The 19716-nt window shown below is 59.0% G+C and carries 23 protein-coding genes; 10 read left to right on the top strand and 13 right to left on the bottom strand.

From position 1 onward, the window contains the following. Positions 1-81: 81 nt before the first annotated feature. The gene (locus tag Thiowin_RS05205) at positions 82-1107 is read right to left on the bottom strand and encodes an ATP-binding protein (RefSeq protein WP_328986677.1); all 1026 of its coding nucleotides are present in this window, start codon (positions 1105-1107) and stop codon (positions 82-84) included. 539 nt (positions 1108-1646) lie between these two features. Here Thiowin_RS05205 and Thiowin_RS05200 point away from each other — a divergent pair. Together Thiowin_RS05200 and Thiowin_RS05195 are read left to right on the top strand one after the other, a co-directional pair. Beyond that, positions 1647-1928 carry a type II toxin-antitoxin system ParD family antitoxin gene (locus Thiowin_RS05200; RefSeq protein WP_328986676.1) on the top strand — a complete coding sequence of 94 codons (282 nt, stop codon included), beginning with the start codon at positions 1647-1649 and terminating at the stop codon, positions 1926-1928. Next, positions 1925-2263: a type II toxin-antitoxin system RelE/ParE family toxin gene (locus Thiowin_RS05195; RefSeq protein ID WP_328986675.1), complete on the top strand. Its 339-nt coding sequence runs from the start codon at positions 1925-1927 to the stop codon at positions 2261-2263. The genes Thiowin_RS05200 and Thiowin_RS05195 overlap by 4 nt, the downstream gene beginning before the upstream one ends. Positions 2264-2485: 222 nt before the next feature. Here Thiowin_RS05195 and Thiowin_RS25195 read toward each other — a convergent pair whose 3' ends face one another. The 3 genes from Thiowin_RS25195 to Thiowin_RS05180 form a co-directional block, all read right to left on the bottom strand. Continuing rightward, positions 2486-2734 carry a hypothetical protein gene (locus tag Thiowin_RS25195; protein WP_408034167.1) on the bottom strand — a complete coding sequence of 83 codons (249 nt, stop codon included), beginning with the start codon at positions 2732-2734 and terminating at the stop codon, positions 2486-2488. 16 nt (positions 2735-2750) lie between these two features. Continuing rightward, complete coding sequence (locus Thiowin_RS05185) at positions 2751-2948, bottom strand: hypothetical protein (protein ID WP_328986674.1); 198 nt, start codon at positions 2946-2948, stop codon at positions 2751-2753. Between the two features lie 226 nt (positions 2949-3174). Beyond that, complete coding sequence (locus Thiowin_RS05180) at positions 3175-3762, bottom strand: hypothetical protein (protein WP_328986663.1); 588 nt, start codon at positions 3760-3762, stop codon at positions 3175-3177. A gap of 270 nt (positions 3763-4032) precedes the next feature. On the opposite strand from Thiowin_RS05180, the gene Thiowin_RS05175 reads away from it, so the two are divergent. The 3 genes from Thiowin_RS05175 (at position 4033) to Thiowin_RS05165 (ending at position 6308) form a co-directional block, all read left to right on the top strand. Next, positions 4033-5370, top strand: coding sequence for an FAD-binding oxidoreductase (locus tag Thiowin_RS05175; protein WP_328986673.1), 1338 nt, complete (start codon positions 4033-4035; stop codon positions 5368-5370). Positions 5371-5757: 387 nt separating this feature from the next. Then, positions 5758-6036 (top strand): AbrB/MazE/SpoVT family DNA-binding domain-containing protein, encoded by a 279-nt coding sequence (locus Thiowin_RS05170; RefSeq protein ID WP_328986672.1) that lies wholly within the window; start codon positions 5758-5760, stop codon positions 6034-6036. Beyond that, the gene (locus Thiowin_RS05165) at positions 6033-6308 is read left to right on the top strand and encodes a PIN domain-containing protein (protein ID WP_328986671.1); all 276 of its coding nucleotides are present in this window, start codon (positions 6033-6035) and stop codon (positions 6306-6308) included. The genes Thiowin_RS05170 and Thiowin_RS05165 overlap by 4 nt, the downstream gene beginning before the upstream one ends. Positions 6309-6329: 21 nt before the next feature. On the opposite strand, the gene Thiowin_RS05160 is transcribed toward Thiowin_RS05165, so the two are convergent. The 3 genes from Thiowin_RS05160 to Thiowin_RS05150 all read right to left on the bottom strand — a co-directional run bounded on the left by Thiowin_RS05160 (position 6330) and on the right by Thiowin_RS05150 (position 7762). Beyond that, positions 6330-7049 carry a transposase gene (locus tag Thiowin_RS05160; RefSeq protein WP_328986670.1) on the bottom strand — a complete coding sequence of 240 codons (720 nt, stop codon included), beginning with the start codon at positions 7047-7049 and terminating at the stop codon, positions 6330-6332. 87 nt (positions 7050-7136) lie between these two features. Next, entirely contained in the window at positions 7137-7514 is a 378-nt protein-coding gene (locus Thiowin_RS05155) for a type II toxin-antitoxin system VapC family toxin (protein ID WP_328986669.1), read from the bottom strand. Continuing rightward, positions 7514-7762 (bottom strand): type II toxin-antitoxin system Phd/YefM family antitoxin, encoded by a 249-nt coding sequence (locus tag Thiowin_RS05150; protein ID WP_328986668.1) that lies wholly within the window; start codon positions 7760-7762, stop codon positions 7514-7516. The genes Thiowin_RS05155 and Thiowin_RS05150 overlap by 1 nt, the downstream gene beginning before the upstream one ends. A gap of 294 nt (positions 7763-8056) precedes the next feature. On the opposite strand from Thiowin_RS05150, the gene Thiowin_RS05145 reads away from it, so the two are divergent. Beyond that, positions 8057-9313 carry an ISL3 family transposase gene (locus Thiowin_RS05145; protein ID WP_328985128.1) on the top strand — a complete coding sequence of 419 codons (1257 nt, stop codon included), beginning with the start codon at positions 8057-8059 and terminating at the stop codon, positions 9311-9313. 436 nt (positions 9314-9749) lie between these two features. Further along, positions 9750-9866: a helix-turn-helix domain-containing protein gene (locus Thiowin_RS05140; protein ID WP_328986667.1), complete on the top strand. Its 117-nt coding sequence runs from the start codon at positions 9750-9752 to the stop codon at positions 9864-9866. Between the two features lie 54 nt (positions 9867-9920). Here the strand turns inward: Thiowin_RS05140 and Thiowin_RS05135 are convergent, their stop codons facing one another. The 4 genes from Thiowin_RS05135 to Thiowin_RS05120 all read right to left on the bottom strand — a co-directional run bounded on the left by Thiowin_RS05135 (position 9921) and on the right by Thiowin_RS05120 (position 12728). After that, a complete protein-coding gene (locus Thiowin_RS05135) occupies positions 9921-10640 on the bottom strand; it encodes a transposase (RefSeq protein WP_328986666.1) in 720 nt (239 codons plus the stop codon). 185 nt (positions 10641-10825) lie between these two features. Beyond that, positions 10826-11023 (bottom strand): hypothetical protein, encoded by a 198-nt coding sequence (locus Thiowin_RS05130; RefSeq protein WP_328986664.1) that lies wholly within the window; start codon positions 11021-11023, stop codon positions 10826-10828. Between the two features lie 226 nt (positions 11024-11249). After that, positions 11250-11837 (bottom strand): hypothetical protein, encoded by a 588-nt coding sequence (locus Thiowin_RS05125; RefSeq protein WP_328986663.1) that lies wholly within the window; start codon positions 11835-11837, stop codon positions 11250-11252. Positions 11838-12008: 171 nt separating this feature from the next. Further along, positions 12009-12728 (bottom strand): transposase, encoded by a 720-nt coding sequence (locus tag Thiowin_RS05120; RefSeq protein ID WP_328986662.1) that lies wholly within the window; start codon positions 12726-12728, stop codon positions 12009-12011. 324 nt (positions 12729-13052) lie between these two features. Between Thiowin_RS05120 and Thiowin_RS05115 the strand changes: the two genes are divergently transcribed. Continuing rightward, complete coding sequence (locus Thiowin_RS05115) at positions 13053-13640, top strand: Uma2 family endonuclease (RefSeq protein WP_328986661.1); 588 nt, start codon at positions 13053-13055, stop codon at positions 13638-13640. A gap of 120 nt (positions 13641-13760) precedes the next feature. Here the strand turns inward: Thiowin_RS05115 and Thiowin_RS05110 are convergent, their stop codons facing one another. Beyond that, positions 13761-14447 (bottom strand): hypothetical protein, encoded by a 687-nt coding sequence (locus Thiowin_RS05110; protein WP_328986660.1) that lies wholly within the window; start codon positions 14445-14447, stop codon positions 13761-13763. A gap of 141 nt (positions 14448-14588) precedes the next feature. After that, complete coding sequence (locus Thiowin_RS05105; RefSeq protein ID WP_328986659.1) at positions 14589-15287, bottom strand: transposase; 699 nt, start codon at positions 15285-15287, stop codon at positions 14589-14591. Positions 15288-16116: 829 nt separating this feature from the next. On the opposite strand from Thiowin_RS05105, the gene Thiowin_RS05100 reads away from it, so the two are divergent. Beyond that, on the top strand, positions 16117-17106 hold the full coding sequence (locus tag Thiowin_RS05100) for a hypothetical protein (protein ID WP_328986658.1): 990 nt from the start codon (positions 16117-16119) through the stop codon (positions 17104-17106). A gap of 261 nt (positions 17107-17367) precedes the next feature. Further along, on the top strand, positions 17368-19650 hold the full coding sequence (locus tag Thiowin_RS05095; RefSeq protein ID WP_328986657.1) for an efflux RND transporter permease subunit: 2283 nt from the start codon (positions 17368-17370) through the stop codon (positions 19648-19650). Positions 19651-19716 lie beyond the last annotated feature (66 nt).

Below are 19716 nucleotides of genomic sequence, written 5' to 3'. Positions count from 1 at the left end.
ATTCCTCTCCTGTGTGATTCAAGCGCTCGCCCAAGGCTAGTTCCACGCCCGCCGCGAATGATCGGCGGAGATGGATCTGTTTCAGTGCAGCGGAAGCTTAGGAATAGTGTTTTTTACTCTTGCGTTCGCACCGATCCGCTCCACAGTCGGTGCCGCGGCTTTTGTCTCTGAAGTCATTGGTTGGTCTATGATCGCTTGACGGTCTGGCATATTAGCCTCCTGCTGTTGGTTTCTTGAGTTGGATGATTGAACATCTGGTGACACCACGCGCAGGCGCAGCAGCAGCCGGGTTGGCTCGATCTCCAGCCCTCCCCCCTGCTCGGCAGCGAAGCGGCGCAGCCGTTTCAGGCGCAGTGGAGCAAGTCCCTGCGCTGGCAGTTCGACATCCAAGTAGCGGTCGAGGGAATCGAGCGGTTGTTTGGGGGTGAACGACAGTTCCACCTCCTTGGCGGTCTCGACCAGAGACAGGCGCACCTGCCCGTTGCCACTGCCGAGCCGCGCCAGGGTCAGCGCCTGGCACAGCGCCAGTTCGCAATCGGACGCCGCAGCGGCAATCCACACCGGACCGCCCGGCCCGCCTTGATCCTCTCGGCTTGGCTGCCGGCTTGGCTCCCGGTCTGGCTCCCGATCTGGCTCCCGATCTGGCTCCCGGTCATGTTTCCGACGGTTTTCCTGATGGTTCTCCGGTCGTTCGCATTCGAGTCCTTCGGCGGCCGCCAGGCGCGTACAGACAAGGTTCAGATCTAGCGGACGCGGCACAGGCCAGCGCGGCACCACGGAACCTAGGGTGTCATCCAGTGCATGCTTTAGCTTGGCGGTGGCGCGCAAGGCAACTTGCACACGTTCTGCGATCTCGGAATCCGGATGTTCCAGCACCAGGCTCTCGCACACCAGGTCAATGGCCCCAAGCGGACTGCGCAACCGGTGGGCCAGTTCCCGCGCCTGCTCGGCGACCAGTGATTGGCATTCGAGATCGGCGAGATGACCTATCCTCTGACATCCGCCGCGCTCACTCGCGCCACCCGACCATTGGTCGTTTGGCCGGTTGCGAGCGGCCGACCCCAGTTGATCGCTGCTATCGCCGCTCGCTTGCGCTCTACTCTGCATCGGTTCCGCTCCTGTGGCCCCATCGGTTCCACTGCCAATGGATTTCAGTTGCCAATGGGTTTCAACAATCCAAGCCACTCAAACTTGGGCGCACTGTCCAGGATGCGCCAGGATGAGCCAGGATGCGCGCGCCCATCGGCTTGCAATCGGCTCACGCTTGGTCTCAGTATTGAAAGGAATTCGAGCAAAGATAATACCAACACCGCCGCCCCCCCCGGACTCCAAGTCTGGGCTGCACTTTACTAAGGCTGGAAAGGCCGATGGGCGTCTGACCCCTTTAGACCTAGCCATAAGGTTTGGGTGCAGACGGTTTAAATGCACCGCTTCCGGTGCTTATGCACCAGCCCTCCCGGTTCCCGGTTCCCGAAAGCGAAGCGCATCCCGCCAAAGCAGCCCCGATTGTGACAGGCGAGAATGGCCTGTCTACGCAAGCGGCAAGTTCAGGTGACCCGGATAATGATCAAGGCCCTTGAGGTAGTTTGCGTCATTCAAGGCTTGTTGGCAGAATCCGCCAGCCATGCAGCCTTAGGAATCATGCGATGCCCACTCGCAATGTCGTGCTGACCGATGTTCAAGCCAAGTTCGTCGAACAGATGGTCGCCAGCGGCCAGTACCAAAACGCCAGCGAAGTCCTGCGTGAGGGCTTGCGCCTGGTGCAGACCCGCGAGGCGGAGCAGGCGGCCAAACTCGCGGCCTTGCGCGAGGCAGTGGCGGTGGGCATCGCGGATATCGAGGCTGGGCGCTACACGGACTTCGCTACTGCTGAGGCACTGGATGCGCATCTCGCGACTCTGGCTGATGTTGCCATCAACGGCGCATGATGAGCTGCTGGCGTGTGCGTCTCTCGGAACCGGCCGAGAGCGAATTCTTTGCCATTTTGCGCTGGATGACCGAGCACTTCGGTAAACAGCAGGCGCGCGTTTACGACAGTACGCTGCTCGCGGCCTTGAAAGTACTGATCGAGGGACCGGGCGTCCTGGGTAGTATCGCTCGCTCGGAGCTGGGACCAAAGATTTCGACCTTGCATATAGCGCGCAACCGCCGCAAAGGCCGGCACTTCATCCTCCATCGCGCGCATGAAGTCGATCAACAGATTGAAGTGCTGCCTATCCTTCACGACAGCACGGACCTGGCACGGCATATCCCGCCGTCTTAGGCTAACAGATCATCAAAGCGCTTCTCCATGGCCTCGAAGTTTGCTTCTCGTTTTTCATCGGAATCGGTGTAGGACAACCAGGGTAGTGGCTTCGCGCCGCGAGCAACAAGGAGACACCATCATGGCTCTCGCGCAGGAAGACCTTCAACAAATCGGGGAATACGTCAAGGACCACATCAGTGAATGGATCGCCGAGCAAAGCCTTGGCAAACCGCCGGTGGTCTAAGAAATCGAACTGCGCGAGCGCATGGTGCGCGTCGAGGAAGAGCTCAAGCACCAACGGGAGCTGATGCGCCAGGCTTTGAGCAAGTCGACAGGCGTTTGGAACAAATCGACAAGCGCTTCGAGCAAGTCGACAAACATTTCGACGAGATGCGCGAGCGCCATGATAAGCACTTTATGTGGCTTGTTAGCTTTATCGCCACTGGCGTTGGCCTGGTGATTACCGCGATACGCTTTCTCTAACGTCATGGATCCGGCCTCGGCGCTAGCGGCGCACTCCGCCAGTCGCGGTTAAGTCTGGAGCGCCACCACATTGGTCACTCTCATTGTTCAGCAGATAGCGACAATTCAGGTCGAAGATCGCCTTGCGACCCAGAGTGCTGGCGCCTTGGTTCTCGGCACTGCAACACTGCAGCTCCTTGATCTGGTGCCGTTGTGAACTGACTGAGTCAAATTCTAGCATTCACAGCTTTATTGTTTTCGTGGTCTGCCCCGGGTTTTCGTCCCGGGTTTTCCCTTCTTCGATCAGTGAGTTGGGCTAACATTTGCCCAAGGAACTGGTAGATGCCTTCGGACCACTGGATGAATGGATCGCGAACGATCATGATGGGACTTCCCGCAGCTTGATGTCGTAGACCTCCGGTGGCTTGCTTAGGCCCTGGTGTTCTGACAACCAGCGCTGCCCCGTGCTACCAATCACGCGGAGTAAAATCCTCCGGATTAACGATCCGGGCTGAATCCCCGGTCGCGCGGATGCTAAACAGCCCCTGGCTGACCGCCATGGTGTCCGCGCCCGCGTCGGCCTTCAGCCACGCCACGGCACCATAAAGGCGATTCTTGGCATAACGTGGCAACCAGGTTTTGAAATGATTCATCCGTTCGAGAAACTTGCGCACATGCCCGGGTCTCAGCGTGGTCTTCACCTCCACGACCACCACCACCTCACCATCGTGTGCCAGGATGTCGAACTCATAATTCCCGCCGTCGGGTAACTGACCTTTCAGCCGCGTGGTGGTGTCGGAAATCGCAATACCCCGCGCCTGGAGCAAATTCACCAGATCACCCTCGACCAGGGACTCCATCAGCTTGCCCCACTGGCTCTCGAACAAATCCTGCAGCTCTTTCATGCGCCGGTCGGTTTCCTTCATCCGCCGATCCGTTTCCTGAGACATTTCCTGATATTTCCGGTCAGTTTCCTGAAACTTCCGGTCGGTTTCCTGAAACTTCCGGTCAGTTTCCCGGAACAGCTCCAGCACCTCTTCATAGGTTACACTCATTGTAAAACTCCATAACTTTCAGGACGCATTGATTATGGTATGACCACCGATGGCAGAGTCTGTTGCCGGTGATTACGGGATATGAACGCAGGAAGCCTGCTCAACATGATGGCCCTTTCCTATTCTCTCTGGAGGTAGGAGGGGAAAATCTGCCAGCAGGTGGGATCAGCGAGAACAATTCAGTAAACTCCCTAGCAACTCACTAAAATCATCAAAAACCCCAGCAGCCAAACCCATATACATGAGCCTGACAACTCGGGAAGAACCTCAATGCCCAACGCCACCAACACCCCCGCCGCGCTCACCGACTGGCGCAGCCTCCTCGGTAACGCCCAAGTGCTCGACGGCGCACAAGCCCAGCAAGCCTATGGCGCCGATACCACCGGCGTGCGGCGCACCCTGGCCGGGGCGCTGAGGCCGACCGATGCCGAACAAATCTCCGAGATTGTCCGCATCGCCGCCCGCCATCGCCAGCCGCTCTATCCCATTAGCACCGGCAACAACTGGGGCTACGGCGGCGCCCTGCCGGCGCGCGATGACTGCGTCATTCTGGATCTCAGCGGGCTCAAGCGCATTCTGCACTTCGATGCCGAACTTGGCGTGGTCACCGTCCAGCCCGGCGTCACCCAGGCCATGCTGGCGGACTTTCTCGACCAGGGCGGCCACCCCTTCCTGGTGCCGGTCACCGGCGCCGGGCCCCATTGCAGCCTGCTCGGCAACGCGCTTGAGCGCGGCTATGGCATCACCCCGGAGACCGACCACTTCGGCGCCGTCTCCGACCTCGAAGCCATCCTGGCCGACGGCACCCGCTATCGCAGCGCGCTGCGCGAAGCCGGCGGCGAGGACATCGCCCGACTGTTCCGCTGGGGCATCGGCCCCTACTCGGCGGGGCTCTTCACCCAGAGCAACTTCGGCATCGTCACCCAGGTGAGCATCCAGCTGGCGCGCCGGCCCGATGGCGTCTGCGCCCTGCTGTTCAGCCTCAAGGACGACAGCCTGCTGGAAACAGCCGTTGAGCGCGTGCGCACCATTTTGCAGCGCCTGCCGGGTGTGGTCGGCGGCATCAACCTGATGAATCAGCATCGGGTGCTGGCCATGACCGCGCCCTTTCCAGCCGACCGGCTCGACGCGCACGGACTGATTCCGCCCGAGGTGTTGCGGGAGATGGGCCGGGACTATCATGTCTTCCCCTGGACCGGCTTTGGCACCCTTTATGGCAGCAAGGGCTTGATTGCCGCCGCGCGGCGCGAGATTCGCCAGGCGTTGAAGGGCATCGCCTCGCGGCTGCTGTTCCTGAGTCCGAGCAATGCCAAAACCCTGGCCGGTCTGGCGAGCCTGTTGCCCGGCGCCTTCGGCCAGCGTCTGGGCAAAACGGCCGCCACCCTGGGTCGCTCACTGGAGCTGGTTGCCGGTCGGCCGAACGAAACCGCGCTGCCGCTGTGCTACTGGCGCCATCCGCGAGGGATGGGGGAGGGGCCGCTCAACCCAGCTCGCGATGGCTGCGGGCTGCGCTGGTACGCCCCCTGGTGCCCATGCGCCCGACCACCGTCCGCGCCTATGTCGAGATGGTCCGGCGCGTTGCGCCCCAGCATGGCATTGAGCCATTGATCACCCTCACGTCGCTCAGCGCGCGGGTGTTCGATAGCACCGTGCCATTGATTTTTGCCCGCGATCAACAGGCCTCGGTCGCCGCCGCCGAGCCTGCTATTGGGATCTGCTGCAAGCCGGGCGCGAGGTCGGCTGCTTCCCCTACCGGTTGGGGGTCGACAGCATGGAGCGGCTAGGTGCCGCCTGCGGGGAGTCGCGTCGTTTTCATGCGCGCTTGCATAATGCGCTGGATGCGGAAGGCCTCTTGGCACCTGGGCGTTATCTGGCACCTGACTGATGTGGGCAATGCTTCCAGCGTGATTCGGCAGGTGGAAAAATTGTTTTTAAAAACTGAACTGAACCAGTGCCCCTAAGCTGGTGACCTAGGTATTCCCAAGGAGAAAGCCCATGTCAACCATGACCCTCTCTGCCAAACGCCAGGTGGTGCTGCCGTCTGCATTGTGTCGCCAGCTCGCGCTCACCCCGGGAACTCAGGTGGAGGTTCAGCTCGCGCCTGATGGTGGGTCGATTATAATTGCGCCCGTGCGTAAGGGGGGAAAGAAACCGGCTACCGTGCTGTTTAATCGGGCGATTCATCGCGGCAAACCGGTTGTGATCGAAGACATGGATGCTGCCGTTGTCGCGGCGCGGCTGGCGCAGTCTGAAGCGTATCCAAAGGCCTCATGATTGCGCTTGATACCAATATTCTTGCGCGCGCCATCATTCAGGAGGCCGAGCCCGACGAAGCAACGCAATGCCAGCAGGCTGCTGCACAGGCGCTGCTCACATCTGGCCAGGCGTTGTTTTTGCCGGTCACCGTTTTACAAGAGCTGGAATGGGTGTTGCGTGGCGTGTACAAGCTGCCCAGAGACCAAGTGCTTGGGGTGATTGAAGACTTATTGGTGATCGAACATCTGGTGATTGATCGTGCTGCCGCCATGGCAGAGGCTGTTGAGTAAAAACAGGGACAGACCACCTTTTCAAACGGGAAGCTCACCCTGCTGGCTGATGTCACTCTCTTTACGCGGTCGCCCCGGCGATCCCCTCCAGGTTCGCCGCCCCACCATGGCGGCGATCTGCCGCTCGAATTGCTGACTACCGACCACGAAGCCGCCGTTGGTGCCCTCGCGCAAGCACTCCAGCAACTCCGTGCTGAGTGCATCTTCAAACAACCGCCGATAGGCGGCCAGGCGTTCGCTCTCGATGTCCGCCAGTTCCATGTATCGCGCATGCGGGCGGACGATCGGATCCGCGCTACCCAAGGCATTGGCGCGATAGCTTGACCAGGGATAATCGCCGGGCGCCACCACCAGCGACGCCCGCATCGGATTGAGTTCAATGTAGCGATAACAAGCCAGCAGGTAGCGATCCGCCTCGATCAGCGCGGAGCGGTAGCGCCCCTCGAACAAGCCTCCAGTTCTGCGGTAACGGCGATTAATCCGCTGTGCATACCCTTGTGCAACCTGCTTCATTACCTTCGGTATCCCTTCGGTCCGCTCGGCTGTCATCAACAGGTGAAGGTGATTGGTCATCAGCACATAGGCATGCACCGCCACCGAAGCCTCTTGCGACGCCATCCCCAAGGTGTCAAGGAAAAACCGCCGATCCTCGTCCTCAAAAAAGATCGCCGCACGGTCGATCCCGCGCAGAATCACGTGAACCGGGTAGCCGCCGGCGAGAATACGCGCGCGTCTGGGCATTGACAGACAGGCACTGAACAGATCAAAAGGACGAAAGTCTAGCAAGAAAACATGGTCTGTCCCGGTTTTCCGCTCCCAGCTATGGTGTTATGGCCTGAAAACCTCAATGTCAAGTCCGTCGACCATGCGGTAATGCTTGTCGTTGGCGGTGACCAGCGTGGCGCCAATTGAGATGGCGGTGGCGCCAATCAGTGCGTCGGCCATTTGCAGACCGTGACTGAGGGCGAAGGTCTCCATCAAAAAGATCGCCCTGGTAGAGATCTCCGGATCCAGCGGTTGTACATTCGCGCCCCAGTATTGTAGGGACCTGCGTAAAACCCCCAGCTCTGGTTTATCGCGAACGCCCTGAATCAGCTCCATATAGCTGACTGCGGACAAGACAAATCCACCTGCATTATCGAGCAGTTCGGCGGCTCTTACGTTGCCGCGAAGGTTCCAGATCAGGACATCCGTGTCGATGAGCATTAGCCGAAACTCCGAGGTGTGCGCAGCACCCGGACTTCTTCGTCAACGCTGAGGCTTGTCGCATGGCTGGCGTCGGCCCATAGACCAAATGCGGGATTGCGCTCTGCCCGACGCGCAGTCGGCGCTTCAAGCGCAGTCAGCATCGCTCGGGGCTTGCCGCGGAATGTGATGATCACTTTCTCACCGCGTTCGGTGGCGGCGATCAGCTCGCCTGCACGCAAACGAAGGTCTTTAGTTGTAGCTTGCATCGCCGATCCTCAGAAAGTTGCCTCTCTTACGTCTGGTATGGATTTTGGCTTGAAAGCCGGGCCGCGAAGCGGCATCTTTCCGAGAAAATTAATGTTCAACCAGTTGTAGGGCCTGTGGGTATGTGGGCGCGAGGCCCGAGAGTGTGGGCAACCCCGGGAGCGCGCCGCCCCCCGATCTTGCAGGTTTTCGGCGATGCTTGCTCGGCGCGATACTGGGGTTGTCCACACGTCCCGTAGGGCTCGGGCCGGTCCGCAGGACGCGTCCACATATCCACAGGCCTCGGAGGCCTGATCATGGAAACCACGTCGCTGTTCTCTGTTGCCCTGGGCTTGTCTGCTCCCTGGTTTGTCGATGATGTGCGCTTCGATCCAGTGGCTGGACGCATCGACTTCGCGCTCGGCTATCAACGTGGGGCGCACTTTCCCTGCCCGCATTGCGGCACCGAGCATCAGCCGGTTCATGACACCCAAGCGCGCGAATGGCGGCATCTGAACTTCTTCCAATACGAGGCGTATCTGCAGGCGAAGGTGCCGCGGGTGCGTTGCGCGCAGTGCGGCAAGACAACGCAAATTCCCGTGCCCTGGGCGCGGCCCAACACCAGCTTCACCCAACTGATGGAAGCCTTGATTGTGACCTTGTGCCGGGCCATGCCGGTGGCTGGGGTCGCGCGCTTGCTGCGCGTGAGCGACATGCGTGTGTGGCGCGTGCTGGAGTCCTATGTCGATGCCGCCCGTGCGCAGGAGGATTTCTCCAGCGTCAAGGACATCGGCCTCGATGAGACCGCCGCGCGGCGCGGACATCACTACATTAGCTTGTTCCATGATATGGAGGCTGAGCGACTGGTGTTCGCCACCGAGGGGCGCAAGGCGGAGGTGGTCGATCAATTCGCCGAGGATCTTGAGGCCCATGGCGGCTGCGCCGAGAACATCCGCTCGGTCTGCATCGATATGTCGACAGCTTATCAGGCCGGCGTCGCGGAACACTTGCCCTGGGCCGACATCACCTTCGATGAGTTCCATGTCATTCAAATGGTCAACAAAGCCGTTGATGAGGTGCGTCGCGCGGAGGTGAAAACCGAACCCGGTCTGAAGCGTTCGCGCTACCTATGGCTGAAGGACAAAAGCGACTGGACGCGCCGCCAGATCGGACAGTTTGCCGACCTGCGTCGGCTCAATCTCAAAACCCACCGTGCCTGGCGAATCAAGGAGGCACTGCGCGAGATTTTCCGCACCGCGACCTCCCGTGAAGAAGCCGAACCCTTGCTAAAAGCCTGGGTCAGTTGGGCGCGTCGCTGCCGCCTTGAGCCGATGAAGAAGGTCGCTCAGACAATCAAGGACCATTGGGAAGGCGTGCTTAACGCGTTCGATTCGCGCCTGACCAACGGTCGTGTCGAAGCCATCAATGGCCAGATCCAGGCCGCCAAAGCCAAAGCCCGTGGCTACGGCACGGTGAAGCATTTGATCACCATCGCCTACCTGATCGCCGGCAAGCTCACCCGACTGCCCGCTTGTCCCTTTGATGCAGCAGCGTGTGCCACCCTTTCGGCTTAACCTGCTGTGTAAAAAATCGGTTACCCATACCAAACGTAAGAGAGCCAGAAAGTTTCACATTGAAGTGTGACTTCAAAGCGCGTTTTCTACAAGCAGCGAATATCGGTTGGTCTAGCTGGCGATAGTCCTGGGGAAAACGGGGGCGGACCCCCGCGAAAACAGGCGCGTGAAAAAAGGGACTGAAAAAAGGGGTGGAGCACCTTTTTAAACTCGCGACGCCACCCCCAAGGTGTCAAGGGAAAACCGCCGATCCTCGTCCTCGAAAAAGATCGCCGCACGGTTGATCCCCCGCAGAATCACTTGAACCGGGTAGCCGCCAGCGAGAATACGCGCGCGTCTGGGCATTGGCAGAAAGTGACTGAACAGGTCAAGAGGACGATAGTCTAGCAAGAAAACGTGGTCTGTCCCGGTTTTTCCGGTTTTTCCGGTTTTTCGCGTGAGTCAGGCGGCGTTGGCGCAGATCGAATCGGGCAAGCACAAGACACGACAAGCCACACTGACTAAACTTGCCGAAGCGCTCGGCGTGAACCTCGAGCAGCTGGCCTTGGATTGATGTCGCTCTCGCATCACTGAGCCATTCGAGTACGCTGATATCGGGACCACCTTTTCAAACTGGAAGCTCACCCTGCTGGCTGATGTCATTCTCTTTACGCGGTCGCCCTGGCGATCCCCTCCAGGTTCGCCGCCCCACCATGGCGGCGATCTGCCGCTCGAATTGCTCACTGCCGACCACGAAGCCGCCGTTGGTGCCCTCGCGCAAGCACTCCAGCAACTCCGTGCTGAGTGCATCTTCAAACAACCGCCGATAGGCGGCCAGGCGTTCGCTCTCGATGTCCGCCAGTTCCATGTATCGCGCATGCGGGCGGACGATCGGATCCGCGCTACCCAAGGCATTGGCGCGATAGCTTGACCAGGGATAATCGCCGGGCGCCACCACCAGCGACGCCCGCACCGGATTGAGTTCAATGTAGCGATAACAAGCCAGCAGGTAGCGATCCGCCTCGATCAGCGCGGAGCGGTAGCGCCCCTCGAACAAGCCTCCGGTCCGGCGGTAACAGCGATTAATCCGCTGAGCATACCCTTGTGCAACCTGCTTCATCACCTTCGGTATCCCTTCGGTCCGCTCGGCTGTCATCAACAGGTGAAGATGATTGGTCATCAGCACATAGGCATGCACCGCCACCGAAGCCTCTTGCGACGCCATCCCCAAGATGTCAAGGAAAAACCGCCGATCCTCGTCCTCAAAAAAGATCGCCGCACGGTCGATCCCCCGCAGAATCACGTGAACCGGGTAGCCGCCGGCGAGAATACGCGCGCGTCTGGGCATTCGCAGAAAGGGACTGAACAGGTCAAGAGGACGACAGTCTAGCAAGAAAACGTGGTCTGTCCCGGTTTTCTTTGACGAGCGCCATGATAAGCACTTTATGTGGCTTGTTAGCTTTATCGCCACTGGCGTTGGCCTGGTGATTACCGCGATACGCTTTCTCTAACGTCATGGATCCGGCCTCGGCGCTAGCGGCGCACTCCGCCAGTCGCGGTTACGTCTGGAGCGCCACCACATTGGTCACTCTCATTGTTCAGCAGATAGCGACAATTCAGGTCGAAGATCGCCTTGCGACCCAGAGTGCTGGCGCCTTGGTTCTCGGCACTGCAACACTGCAGCTCCTTGATCTGGTGCCGTTGTGAACTGACTGAGTCAAATTCTAGCATTCACAGCTTTATTGTTTTCGTGGTCTGCCCCGGGTTTTCGTCCCGGGTTTTCCCTTCTTCGATCAGTGAGTTGGGCTAACATTTGCCCAAGGAACTGGTAGATGCCTTCGGACCACTGGATGAATGGATCGCGAACGATCATGATGGGACTTCCCGCAGCTTGATGTCGTAGACCTCCGGTGGCTTGCTTAGGCCCTGGTGTTCTGACAACCAGCGCTGCCCCGTGCTACCAATCACGCGGAGTAAAATCCTCCGGATTAACGATCCGGGCTGAATCCCCGGTCGCGCGGATGCTAAACAGCCCCTGGCTGACCGCCATGGTGTCCGCGCCCGCGTCGGCCTTCAGCCACGCCACGGCACCATAAAGGCGATTCTTGGCATAACGTGGCAACCAGGTTTTGAAATGATTCATCCGTTCGAGAAACTTGCGCACATGCCCGGGTCTCAGCGTGGTCTTCACCTCCACGACCACCACCACCTCACCATCGTGTGCCAGGATGTCGAACTCATAATTCCCGCCGTCGGGTAACTGACCTTTCAGCCGCGTGGTGGTGTCGGAAATCGCAATACCCCGCGCCTGGAGCAAATTCACCAGATCACCCTCGACCAGGGACTCCATCAGCTTGCCCCACTGGCTCTCGAACAAATCCTGCAGCTCTTTCATGCGCCGGTCGGTTTCCTTCATCCGCCGATCCGTTTCCTGAGACATTTCCTGATATTTTCGGTCAGTTTCCTGAAACTTCCGGTCGGTTTCCTGAAACTTCCGGTCAGTTTCCCGGAACAGCTCCAGCACCTCTTCATAGGTTACACTCATTGTAAAACTCCATAACTTTCAGGACGCATTGATTATGGTATGACCACCGATGGCAGAGTCTGTTGCCGGTGATTACGGGATATGAACGCAGGAAGCCTGCTCAACATGATGACCCTTTCCTATTCTCTCCGGAGGTAGGAAGGAGAGTAAAAACAGGGACAGACCACCTTTTCAAACGGGAAGCTCACCCTGCTGGCTGATGTCATTCTCTTTACGCGGTCGCCCCGGCGATCCCCTCCAGGTTCGCCGCCCCACCATGGCGGCGATCTGCCGCTCGAATTGCTGACTACCGACCACGAAGCCGCCGTTGGTGCCCTCGCGCAAGCACTCTAGCAACTCCGTGCCGAGTGCATCTTCAAACAACCGCCGATAGGCGGCCAGGCGTTCGCTCTCGATGTCAGCCAGTTCCATGTATCGCGCATGCGGGCGGACGATCAGATCCGCGCTACCCAAGGCATTGGCGCGATAGCTTGACCAGGGATAATCGCCGGGCGCCACCACCAGCGACGCCCGCACCGGATTGAGTTCAATGTAGCGATAACACGCCAGCAGGTAGCGATCCGCCTCGATCAGCGCGGAGCGGTAGCGCCCCTCGAACAAGCCTCCGGTACGGCGGTAACAGCGATTAATCCGCTGTGCATACCCTTGTGCAACCTGCTTCATCAGCTTTGGTATCCCTTCGGTCCGCTCGGCTGTCATCAACAGGTGAAGGTGATTGGTCATCAGCACATAGGCATGCACCGCCACCGAAGCCTCATGCGACGCCATCCCCAAGGCGTCAAGGAAAAACCGCCGATCCTCGTCCTCAAAAAAGATCGCCGCACGGTCGATCCCGCGCAGAATCACGTGAACCGGGTAGCCGCCAGCGAGAATACGCGCGCGTCTGGGCATTGGCAGGAAGGGACTGAACAGGGCAAGAGGACGAAAGTCTAGCAAGAAAACGTGGTCTGTCCCGGTTTTCTTGTGAACTGACTGAGTCAAATTCCACCATTCACAGCTTCATTGTTTGCGTGGTCCGTCCCGGGTTTTCCTTGGAACGGCGAGATGGTGCAGCGGGGAGGCGCGTACCTTATCATGCGCGCTTGCATGACGCGCTGGATGCGGATGGACTTTTGGCGCCGGGGCGTTACGCTGTGCGGGACTGAGCGGGCGCGACGGCATCCTTCCTTTATCGAGGTTCCGCATCGCATTCAATCTGACGACCGAGGTGGATCCATGTCATCGCTCCCTGCATTGAATCCCGAGATCACCTTCGACGACTGGCTGACCGGTGAGCGTGTCAGTCCCGACCAGCGGACCGAATTCGTCAGTGGCGAGGTCTTCGCGATGAGCGGCGGCACTGCCGAGCACAACGCGATTCTCACCAACATCAGCGGCCAGCTTTGGAGCCAGACGAAAGGTCGCCGCTGCTGGGTCTACGCGAGCGGAATGAAGCTCCGTATTCAGCAGGCCGACGCCGGCAAATACCCAGATCTGATGGCGCTCTGCGGCGAACAAGCCTTTCATGACGAGCGCCGCGATCTGCTGCTTAACCCGAGCCTGATCGGCGAGGTGCTCTCCAAATCCACCGAAGGTGATGACCGCGGCGAGAAATTCGCCCTCTACCGGCGCATCCCCTCATTGCGGGACTACCTGCTGGTTTCCCAACACCGGGTTCTCGTTGAACTCTACAGCCGCGAGAGCGACGGACGCTGGATTCTCGGCAGTTACGAGCATCTTGCCGACCGGATCAGACTTGAGAGCATCGACTGCACCTTGGCCCTGGACGAGGTGTATGACAAGGTTGATTTTTGCTCGCGGTGATGCGGTCAAAAAGCCGATCACTCTTTGATGATCCGACCACTGGAAACTTGATGATCCGACCACTGGAAACGCCTTGGCCTGACAATCTGCTCTTCACCCACGACTTTCTTAAAGCCAACATCAGAGCATCGAGAAACTCCGCAGAACGCCGGCGAGCCGCTCGTCTTCCCTGGCCAGATTGCGCAGCACATTCAGCAGGCGAGTCGGCAAGGAGCCCTGTTCGTGGCGCAGCTGGAGGTCCCGCTCCAGGTCTTGCTCCAACTGCGCCAGGCGCGCTTCCAAGGGACGCAACGCGGTGCGACGGTCCCATACGATGTAGCCGAAGAGGGAGACAATCAGCAGTGTCGTGACGGAAAACATGGTCAGCATCATCGCCAGCAGGTCATCAAAGCGCTTCTCCATGGCCTCAAACCGCTGATCCATGCTTATTTCCATGGCCGCGAACCGCTGGTTCATGGTCTGCTCCATGGCCACGAACCGCTGGTTCATGGTCTGCTCCATGGCCACGAACCGCTGGTCCACGTTTTCCTCCATGGCCGCGAACCGCTGGTCCATGGTCTGCTCCATGGCCGCGAATCGCTGGTTCATGGTCTGCTCCATGGCCGCGAATCGCTGGTTCATGGTTTCCTCCATGGCGGCGAACCGCTGATTCATGTTTTGTTCCAACGCCTTTTGTCCAACATCCAGACGCGTCAGCGACTCGATGATCTCGCGATCCGAGATGCGCGGTGCCGTCTCGATCGCCGGGGCATCCAGGCTTGCAAGGGCACATGCCAAGGTGCAGCACAAGGACATCCGGTAGCGCATGAAAGACCTCCGGCTCATTGACCTGACTGACGCAAATTCTACCAGCGCCCCGCGCACCTTTCAGCCATCGGTTGGCGCCCCTGTTAAATCGTTCGAAGCCCTGTGAGCTGACGGGGCAGCGAGTGAGTCAAATTCCACCATTCACAGCTTCATTGTTTTCGTGGTCCGTCCCGGGTATTCCCTCCAGCGAGAATACGCGCGCGTCTGGGCATTGGCAGGAAGGGACTGAACAGGGCAAAAGGGCGAAAGGCTAGCAAGAAAACGTGGTCTGTCCCGGTTTTCTCGATAGGCGGCCAGGCGTTCGCTCTCGATGTCAGCCAGTTCCATGTATCGCGCATGCGGGCGGACAATCGGATCCGCGCTACCCAAGGCATTGGCGCGATAGCTTGACCAGGGATAATCGCCGGGCGCCACCACCAGCGACGCCCGCACCGGATTGAGTTCAATGTAGCGATAACACGCCAGCAGGTAGCGATCCGCCTCGATCAGCGCGGAGCGGTAGCGCCCCTCGAACAAGCCTCCGGTACGGCGGTAACGGCGATTAATCCGCTGTGCATACCCTTGTGCAACCTGCTTCATCACCTTCGGTATCCCTTCGGTATCCCTTCGGTATCCCTTCGGTATCCCTTCGGTCCGCTCGGCTGTCATCAACAGGTGAAGGTGATTGGTCATCAGCACATAGGCATGCACCGCCACCGAAGCCTCATGCGACGCCATCCCCAAGGCGTCAAGGAAAAACCACCGATCCTCGTCCTCAAAAAAGATCGCCGCACGGTCGATCCCGCGCAAAATCACGTGAACCGGGTAGCCGCCAGCGAGAATACGCGCGCGTCTGGGCATTGGCAGGAAGGGACTGAACAGGTCAAGAGGACGACAGTCTAGCAAGAAAACGTGGTCTGTCCCGGTTTTCTCCTCATCGTCCCAAGGGCCGCCCCTGCCCGCTTTTCTGGTCCAGTCCCTGTTTCCCCTCTGACGCTTACTGCAAACTCCGAGTATTTCATCGATGGACTGTCAGGTTTTTTTACAGTTTAGATTTCACCCAAGCTAACACGGTGCGGATAGTTGCCAGCCTAGAATGCAAGATTAAATCAGTTGGTTATTGCGTTTTTTGGCCTTTTTGTCTGCAATTGATGGGAACAGCAGCACAGCTAGCGTGCCATGCTGTTCTCGGAATGCTCAAGATACACGCGCAACCCGCGCGGGAAAGTGTCAGGTTTTTTTACGTTCTCTAAATGAGAAAAATTCTACGTAGCGCGCAAAGTTAAATCATTATTTTTTAAAAAAATCAACATTCTAATGGAATGGTTATCGGAAAATATATTGAAAAAATGCTTTTTTGAAGCCAAAAAGAGAATTTTTACGAGTTTCGACAGCGGCTCTGGTCCTGTGAAACTGTCAGTTTTTTTACACTTCTGGCCATTGCTGCTTGTCCTGTGGTCGGCATGACCAACAACGCTGGTCTTATATAAATAAAAAAGCCTTTAAAACCAATATCAAAATATTTTCTCTGTTGTGTTGGCGCGAACTTTGCTTGAAAATATTCAGGTGCTGTATCGGAGAACGGGGGCTGTCCTCGAGTAGCGTTTTGCACAGATTTACAGCTTAACTAGAGCAGAAGGCACGCAACCTTCAGTTCGGTCGCCGTATTCAATTGAATAGGAGATTTCAGATGAGAATATTAACAATTTTAAGTGCAAGTGCTGCTGGCGCGCTGCTACTGAGCGGGCCTAGCTATGCGACTGTTTTCCCTTACACGCCGAGTGTGACCGGCGCGATTGAGGTTCAGACAAACACGCTTGCAGCTAATCACCTTAGCTCGGTTCAGATAACCGGGATCTATAAAAATGACGGATCCTTGGATCTTAGTGACCTGAGTTCGGCAACCAACATCATTACCGGTTCCCCACTTGATTCCACGGGTGCCCTGGGTTTCGTAACCTCGCCAGATAACGACTGGGGTAAAACGCCGTCGCCAAACATCGGTGAATTATATGACGGTCTGCTAAATGGTGAGGTTGGAGGGCCAGGTCAAGGGGATTATTATGTCGATCCCAGTTACTTTCTCACGAATCAAAACGATTCTTGGGTCGACGAAAATACCCCCGGCTGGATTTCTCTGGCGACATCTGATTACGAAGGCGAAAATGCAGGAGAGTGGTTCTCCGCTGACGCTTTAGCAACTGAGGATGAAAATGGCGATCCCATCGATCCCATCAGCTCTTATGGCTCAGTCAATGGCTATGATCTGAGCCAAGTATTGGACATTTCATTTACTTCGGAGGGCACATGGTCGCTACTTGTGGACCCATCTGCGATTCAAGCAGCAACGATTGAGCTTGGTCGACCAACAATTTTCGACCACCTGGCCTTCGTGCTAAAGGGTTCAAATAACGCAGACGCTAGTTGGGCGATTTTCGATTTCAATTTCTGGGATCTCATCGATAAGGGACTTGACATTAGCCTCGGTGATACCGTGTATTACTTTACTGGAAGATGGGACACAGGTGTTATCAACAATCAAGATCTGTCGCATGTCACGATCTGGGCACACGATCCTCCCGCAGGTAGCACTTCCGTCCCGGCCCCAACTCCCCTCGCACTGCTTGGTGTCGGCCTTCTGGCCATGGGCTTTTCGGGTCGCCGAGGGAAAAGGCGCTGAAGGAACTTGGCTAGCTAGCTTGGCTTCGGCCTAAAGCTGGCCACATCGTCTCGAACCCGCGACAGTCGCAAGCTGTCGCGGGTTTTTTTGTTCATCGGCATGCGCGCCTGCTGTGTGCCGAAAGATCCATTGTCCCCTTTGTCGCCGTTATCATGTGGCGGGCATGCGCGAGGTGTTACCGCGCATGCGTGCATACCTTTCACAGGCACGAGCTCATGAACCCTGTCTCTTCTTAATCCGCAAGTCGTACGGGAAGCCCCAATGAAGCCCTTTCTCCTCTCAGGGCGCACCGCCCTCATCATTCTCATCCTGGTGGCGCTCCTGGCCAACACCGCCCTTGTGCTGATCCGCCTGGACAACGCCCCAGAAGCCTACTTCCCCACCAGCTCGCCCACCGTGCAGTTCGAGAACCAACTGCGCGAGACCTTTCCGCTCGATCAAGTCCTGGTCGCGCTGTTTGAAGGCGAGGGCGATACCCTGTGGCAAGACGCCTTTCTCGCGCGGTATTTCGCCCTGGGCGAGGCGCTGGCGCGCGACCCCATGGTTGATCGGGTGCTGTCGCTCGCCAATCAGGACCACATCCGCAGCACCGAGGACGGCTTTGCCATCGAGCCCCTGCTCGATCAAGCCCAGGCGGATCAGCTCGATAATCCAAGGGAGCGCCGCGCGCGGGTGCTCGGCGACCGCTTCGCCGGCGGCATGCTCGCTAGCGAGGACGGCCAGGCCCTGGCCTTGGTGGTGCGCCCGCGCGCGCTAAACAACAGCCTGGAGCGGTTGGAGCTGGAAAACACCCTGCGCGCCGCCATCAGCGCCCACCAGCTTGATGATCATCTCACCGCCGTCGCCGGCCAGATCGCCCTGGATGTGGCGCAACTGCGCGCCATGATTCACGACACCCTGGTGCTGGTGCCCGCGACCCTGGGGTTTGGGTTGCTCATCATCTGGCTGATGTTTCGCCGCTGGCTGGCGGTGGCGGTCAGCGCCCTGGTGATTGCCGCCGTGGTCAATGTCAGCGTGGCGCTGCTGATTCTTGCGGGTAAACCCTACACCCTGATTTCCGCCATTCTGCCGCCGCTGATGTCCGCGCTCACCGTGGCGGCCTTGATTCATTGGCTCAACGCGGTGGCGCTCGCCGCGCGCCAGGGCCTGAGCGGGCCAGAGCGCGCCGCGCGCGCCGCCCATCAGGTCGGCAAGCCGATTCTGTTCGTGGCGCTGACCACTGGTGTGGGGCTGCTGTCGCTCAGCTTCAGCTCCATTCAGCCCATCGCTGCTTTCGGACAAGTGGCCGCCGCCGGCATGCTGGCCCAGGCTGCCATTATGATCTGGCTGGTCCCGCCCATTTTCGCCCGCTGGGATCGCGGCGCCTGGAGCCACCGTCGCCGGGGTGTCTCCTGGATTGACCAGAGTGTGCGCGCGCTGCGTCGCCAAGGCATGCGCCGCCCCCTTTGGGTGCTGGGACTCTCCGCCGTCCTGCTGGGCATCGGCCTGCCGCAAATCGCGCGCATTCAGACCGAGACCGATCTGCTGCGCTTTTTCCCACCCGCGCATCCCATCACCCAATCGACCGAGCGCATCGGCGAGCGGTTGGTTGGCGTCACCGCGCTGGAACTCGTCTTTCAGGCCAAGGGGCAGCGCGATGCCTTCAAGCAGCCCGAGGCGCTGCGATCCATCCAACGCACGCAGCAGTGGCTGGAGGCGCAACCAGAGGTGGATCGCGCCCTGTCGCTGGTGGATTTTATCGAGGAGATGCACCTGAGCTTCCATGGGGGAGACCCCGCCTACCGCGCGCTGCCGGACAGCCAGAACCTGATTACCCAGTACCTGCTGGTCTATGACGGGACCGATCTTTACGAGCTGGTCAACCGCGAGTTCGACCAAAGCCGCCTGGTGCTCAATCTCAACGTGCGCGGCGCCCGCGCCATTAACGATCTGATCGCGCGCATCGACAACCAGCTCGCCGACCAGAATCTCGGCGACCTGCGGGTACGCGTCGCCGGCTTTGGGCGCCTGTTCGCCGACCAGGAGCAACTGCTGATTCAGGGCCAAGTACGCGGTTTGGCCGCCGCCGTGCTGCTGATCGCGCTGCTGATGCTCATCCTGTGGCGCTCCCCGGTGCAGATGCTGGTCAGCATGATCCCCAACCTGGCCCCCATCGCGCTCATCTTCATCATCATGGGGCTGCTCGGTGTCTGGCTCGACATGGCCACCGCCATGATCGCCAGCGTCACCGTGGGCATCGCGGTCGACGATACCATCCATCTGATGCACAACTACCGCCACCGCCTGGCCGCCGGCAGCGCGCCCGTCTGGGCGCTGGCCCGCGCCTACCAGCAAACCGGGCGCGCCATCGTCGTGACCACGCTCATCCTGGGCGGACAGTTCCTGCTCATTGGCACCTCCGCCTTCAACCCCACCGCCGCCTTTGGCCTGCTCACCGCCGTCGGACTGGTCGCCGCGCTCTTCTTCGACCTTCTGGTGCTGCCGGCGCTGCTGCTTCTGACAACCCGGCGCCGGAAACCAAGGCCCCAACGCCAAGCCGAGTGACGCCAGCGCCGCCCGCTGGCCGGGGCAAAAGGCCAGCGGCTGGCGCGACTGTCAGCTTTTTTTACA

Origin of the sequence: Thiorhodovibrio winogradskyi (assembly GCF_036208045.1) — a bacterium.
GTDB lineage: Bacteria > Pseudomonadota > Gammaproteobacteria > Chromatiales > Chromatiaceae > Thiorhodovibrio > Thiorhodovibrio winogradskyi.
This window is presented reverse-complemented; position numbering and strand designations above follow the sequence as displayed.

What these genes read in the sequence shown, in the direction of transcription:
- Thiowin_RS05205 (WP_328986677.1), bottom strand. Translation starts at nt 1,107, where the DNA reads ATGCAGAGTAGAGCGCAAGCGAGCGGCGATAGCAGCGATCAACTGGGG.
- Thiowin_RS05200 (WP_328986676.1), top strand. Translation starts at nt 1,647, where the DNA reads ATGCCCACTCGCAATGTCGTGCTGACCGATGTTCAAGCCAAGTTCGTC.
- Thiowin_RS05195 (WP_328986675.1), top strand. Translation starts at nt 1,925, where the DNA reads ATGATGAGCTGCTGGCGTGTGCGTCTCTCGGAACCGGCCGAGAGCGAA.
- Thiowin_RS25195 (WP_408034167.1), bottom strand. Translation starts at nt 2,734, where the DNA reads ATGACGTTAGAGAAAGCGTATCGCGGTAATCACCAGGCCAACGCCAGT.
- Thiowin_RS05185 (WP_328986674.1), bottom strand. Translation starts at nt 2,948, where the DNA reads ATGCTAGAATTTGACTCAGTCAGTTCACAACGGCACCAGATCAAGGAG.
- Thiowin_RS05180 (WP_328986663.1), bottom strand. Translation starts at nt 3,762, where the DNA reads ATGAGTGTAACCTATGAAGAGGTGCTGGAGCTGTTCCGGGAAACTGAC.
- Thiowin_RS05175 (WP_328986673.1), top strand. Translation starts at nt 4,033, where the DNA reads ATGCCCAACGCCACCAACACCCCCGCCGCGCTCACCGACTGGCGCAGC.
- Thiowin_RS05170 (WP_328986672.1), top strand. Translation starts at nt 5,758, where the DNA reads ATGTCAACCATGACCCTCTCTGCCAAACGCCAGGTGGTGCTGCCGTCT.
- Thiowin_RS05165 (WP_328986671.1), top strand. Translation starts at nt 6,033, where the DNA reads ATGATTGCGCTTGATACCAATATTCTTGCGCGCGCCATCATTCAGGAG.
- Thiowin_RS05160 (WP_328986670.1), bottom strand. Translation starts at nt 7,049, where the DNA reads ATGCCCAGACGCGCGCGTATTCTCGCCGGCGGCTACCCGGTTCACGTG.
- Thiowin_RS05155 (WP_328986669.1), bottom strand. Translation starts at nt 7,514, where the DNA reads ATGCTCATCGACACGGATGTCCTGATCTGGAACCTTCGCGGCAACGTA.
- Thiowin_RS05150 (WP_328986668.1), bottom strand. Translation starts at nt 7,762, where the DNA reads ATGCAAGCTACAACTAAAGACCTTCGTTTGCGTGCAGGCGAGCTGATC.
- Thiowin_RS05145 (WP_328985128.1), top strand. Translation starts at nt 8,057, where the DNA reads ATGGAAACCACGTCGCTGTTCTCTGTTGCCCTGGGCTTGTCTGCTCCC.
- Thiowin_RS05135 (WP_328986666.1), bottom strand. Translation starts at nt 10,640, where the DNA reads ATGCCCAGACGCGCGCGTATTCTCGCCGGCGGCTACCCGGTTCACGTG.
- Thiowin_RS05130 (WP_328986664.1), bottom strand. Translation starts at nt 11,023, where the DNA reads ATGCTAGAATTTGACTCAGTCAGTTCACAACGGCACCAGATCAAGGAG.
- Thiowin_RS05125 (WP_328986663.1), bottom strand. Translation starts at nt 11,837, where the DNA reads ATGAGTGTAACCTATGAAGAGGTGCTGGAGCTGTTCCGGGAAACTGAC.
- Thiowin_RS05120 (WP_328986662.1), bottom strand. Translation starts at nt 12,728, where the DNA reads ATGCCCAGACGCGCGCGTATTCTCGCTGGCGGCTACCCGGTTCACGTG.
- Thiowin_RS05115 (WP_328986661.1), top strand. Translation starts at nt 13,053, where the DNA reads ATGTCATCGCTCCCTGCATTGAATCCCGAGATCACCTTCGACGACTGG.
- Thiowin_RS05110 (WP_328986660.1), bottom strand. Translation starts at nt 14,447, where the DNA reads ATGCGCTACCGGATGTCCTTGTGCTGCACCTTGGCATGTGCCCTTGCA.
- Thiowin_RS05105 (WP_328986659.1), bottom strand. Translation starts at nt 15,287, where the DNA reads ATGCCCAGACGCGCGCGTATTCTCGCTGGCGGCTACCCGGTTCACGTG.
- Thiowin_RS05100 (WP_328986658.1), top strand. Translation starts at nt 16,117, where the DNA reads ATGAGAATATTAACAATTTTAAGTGCAAGTGCTGCTGGCGCGCTGCTA.
- Thiowin_RS05095 (WP_328986657.1), top strand. Translation starts at nt 17,368, where the DNA reads ATGAAGCCCTTTCTCCTCTCAGGGCGCACCGCCCTCATCATTCTCATC.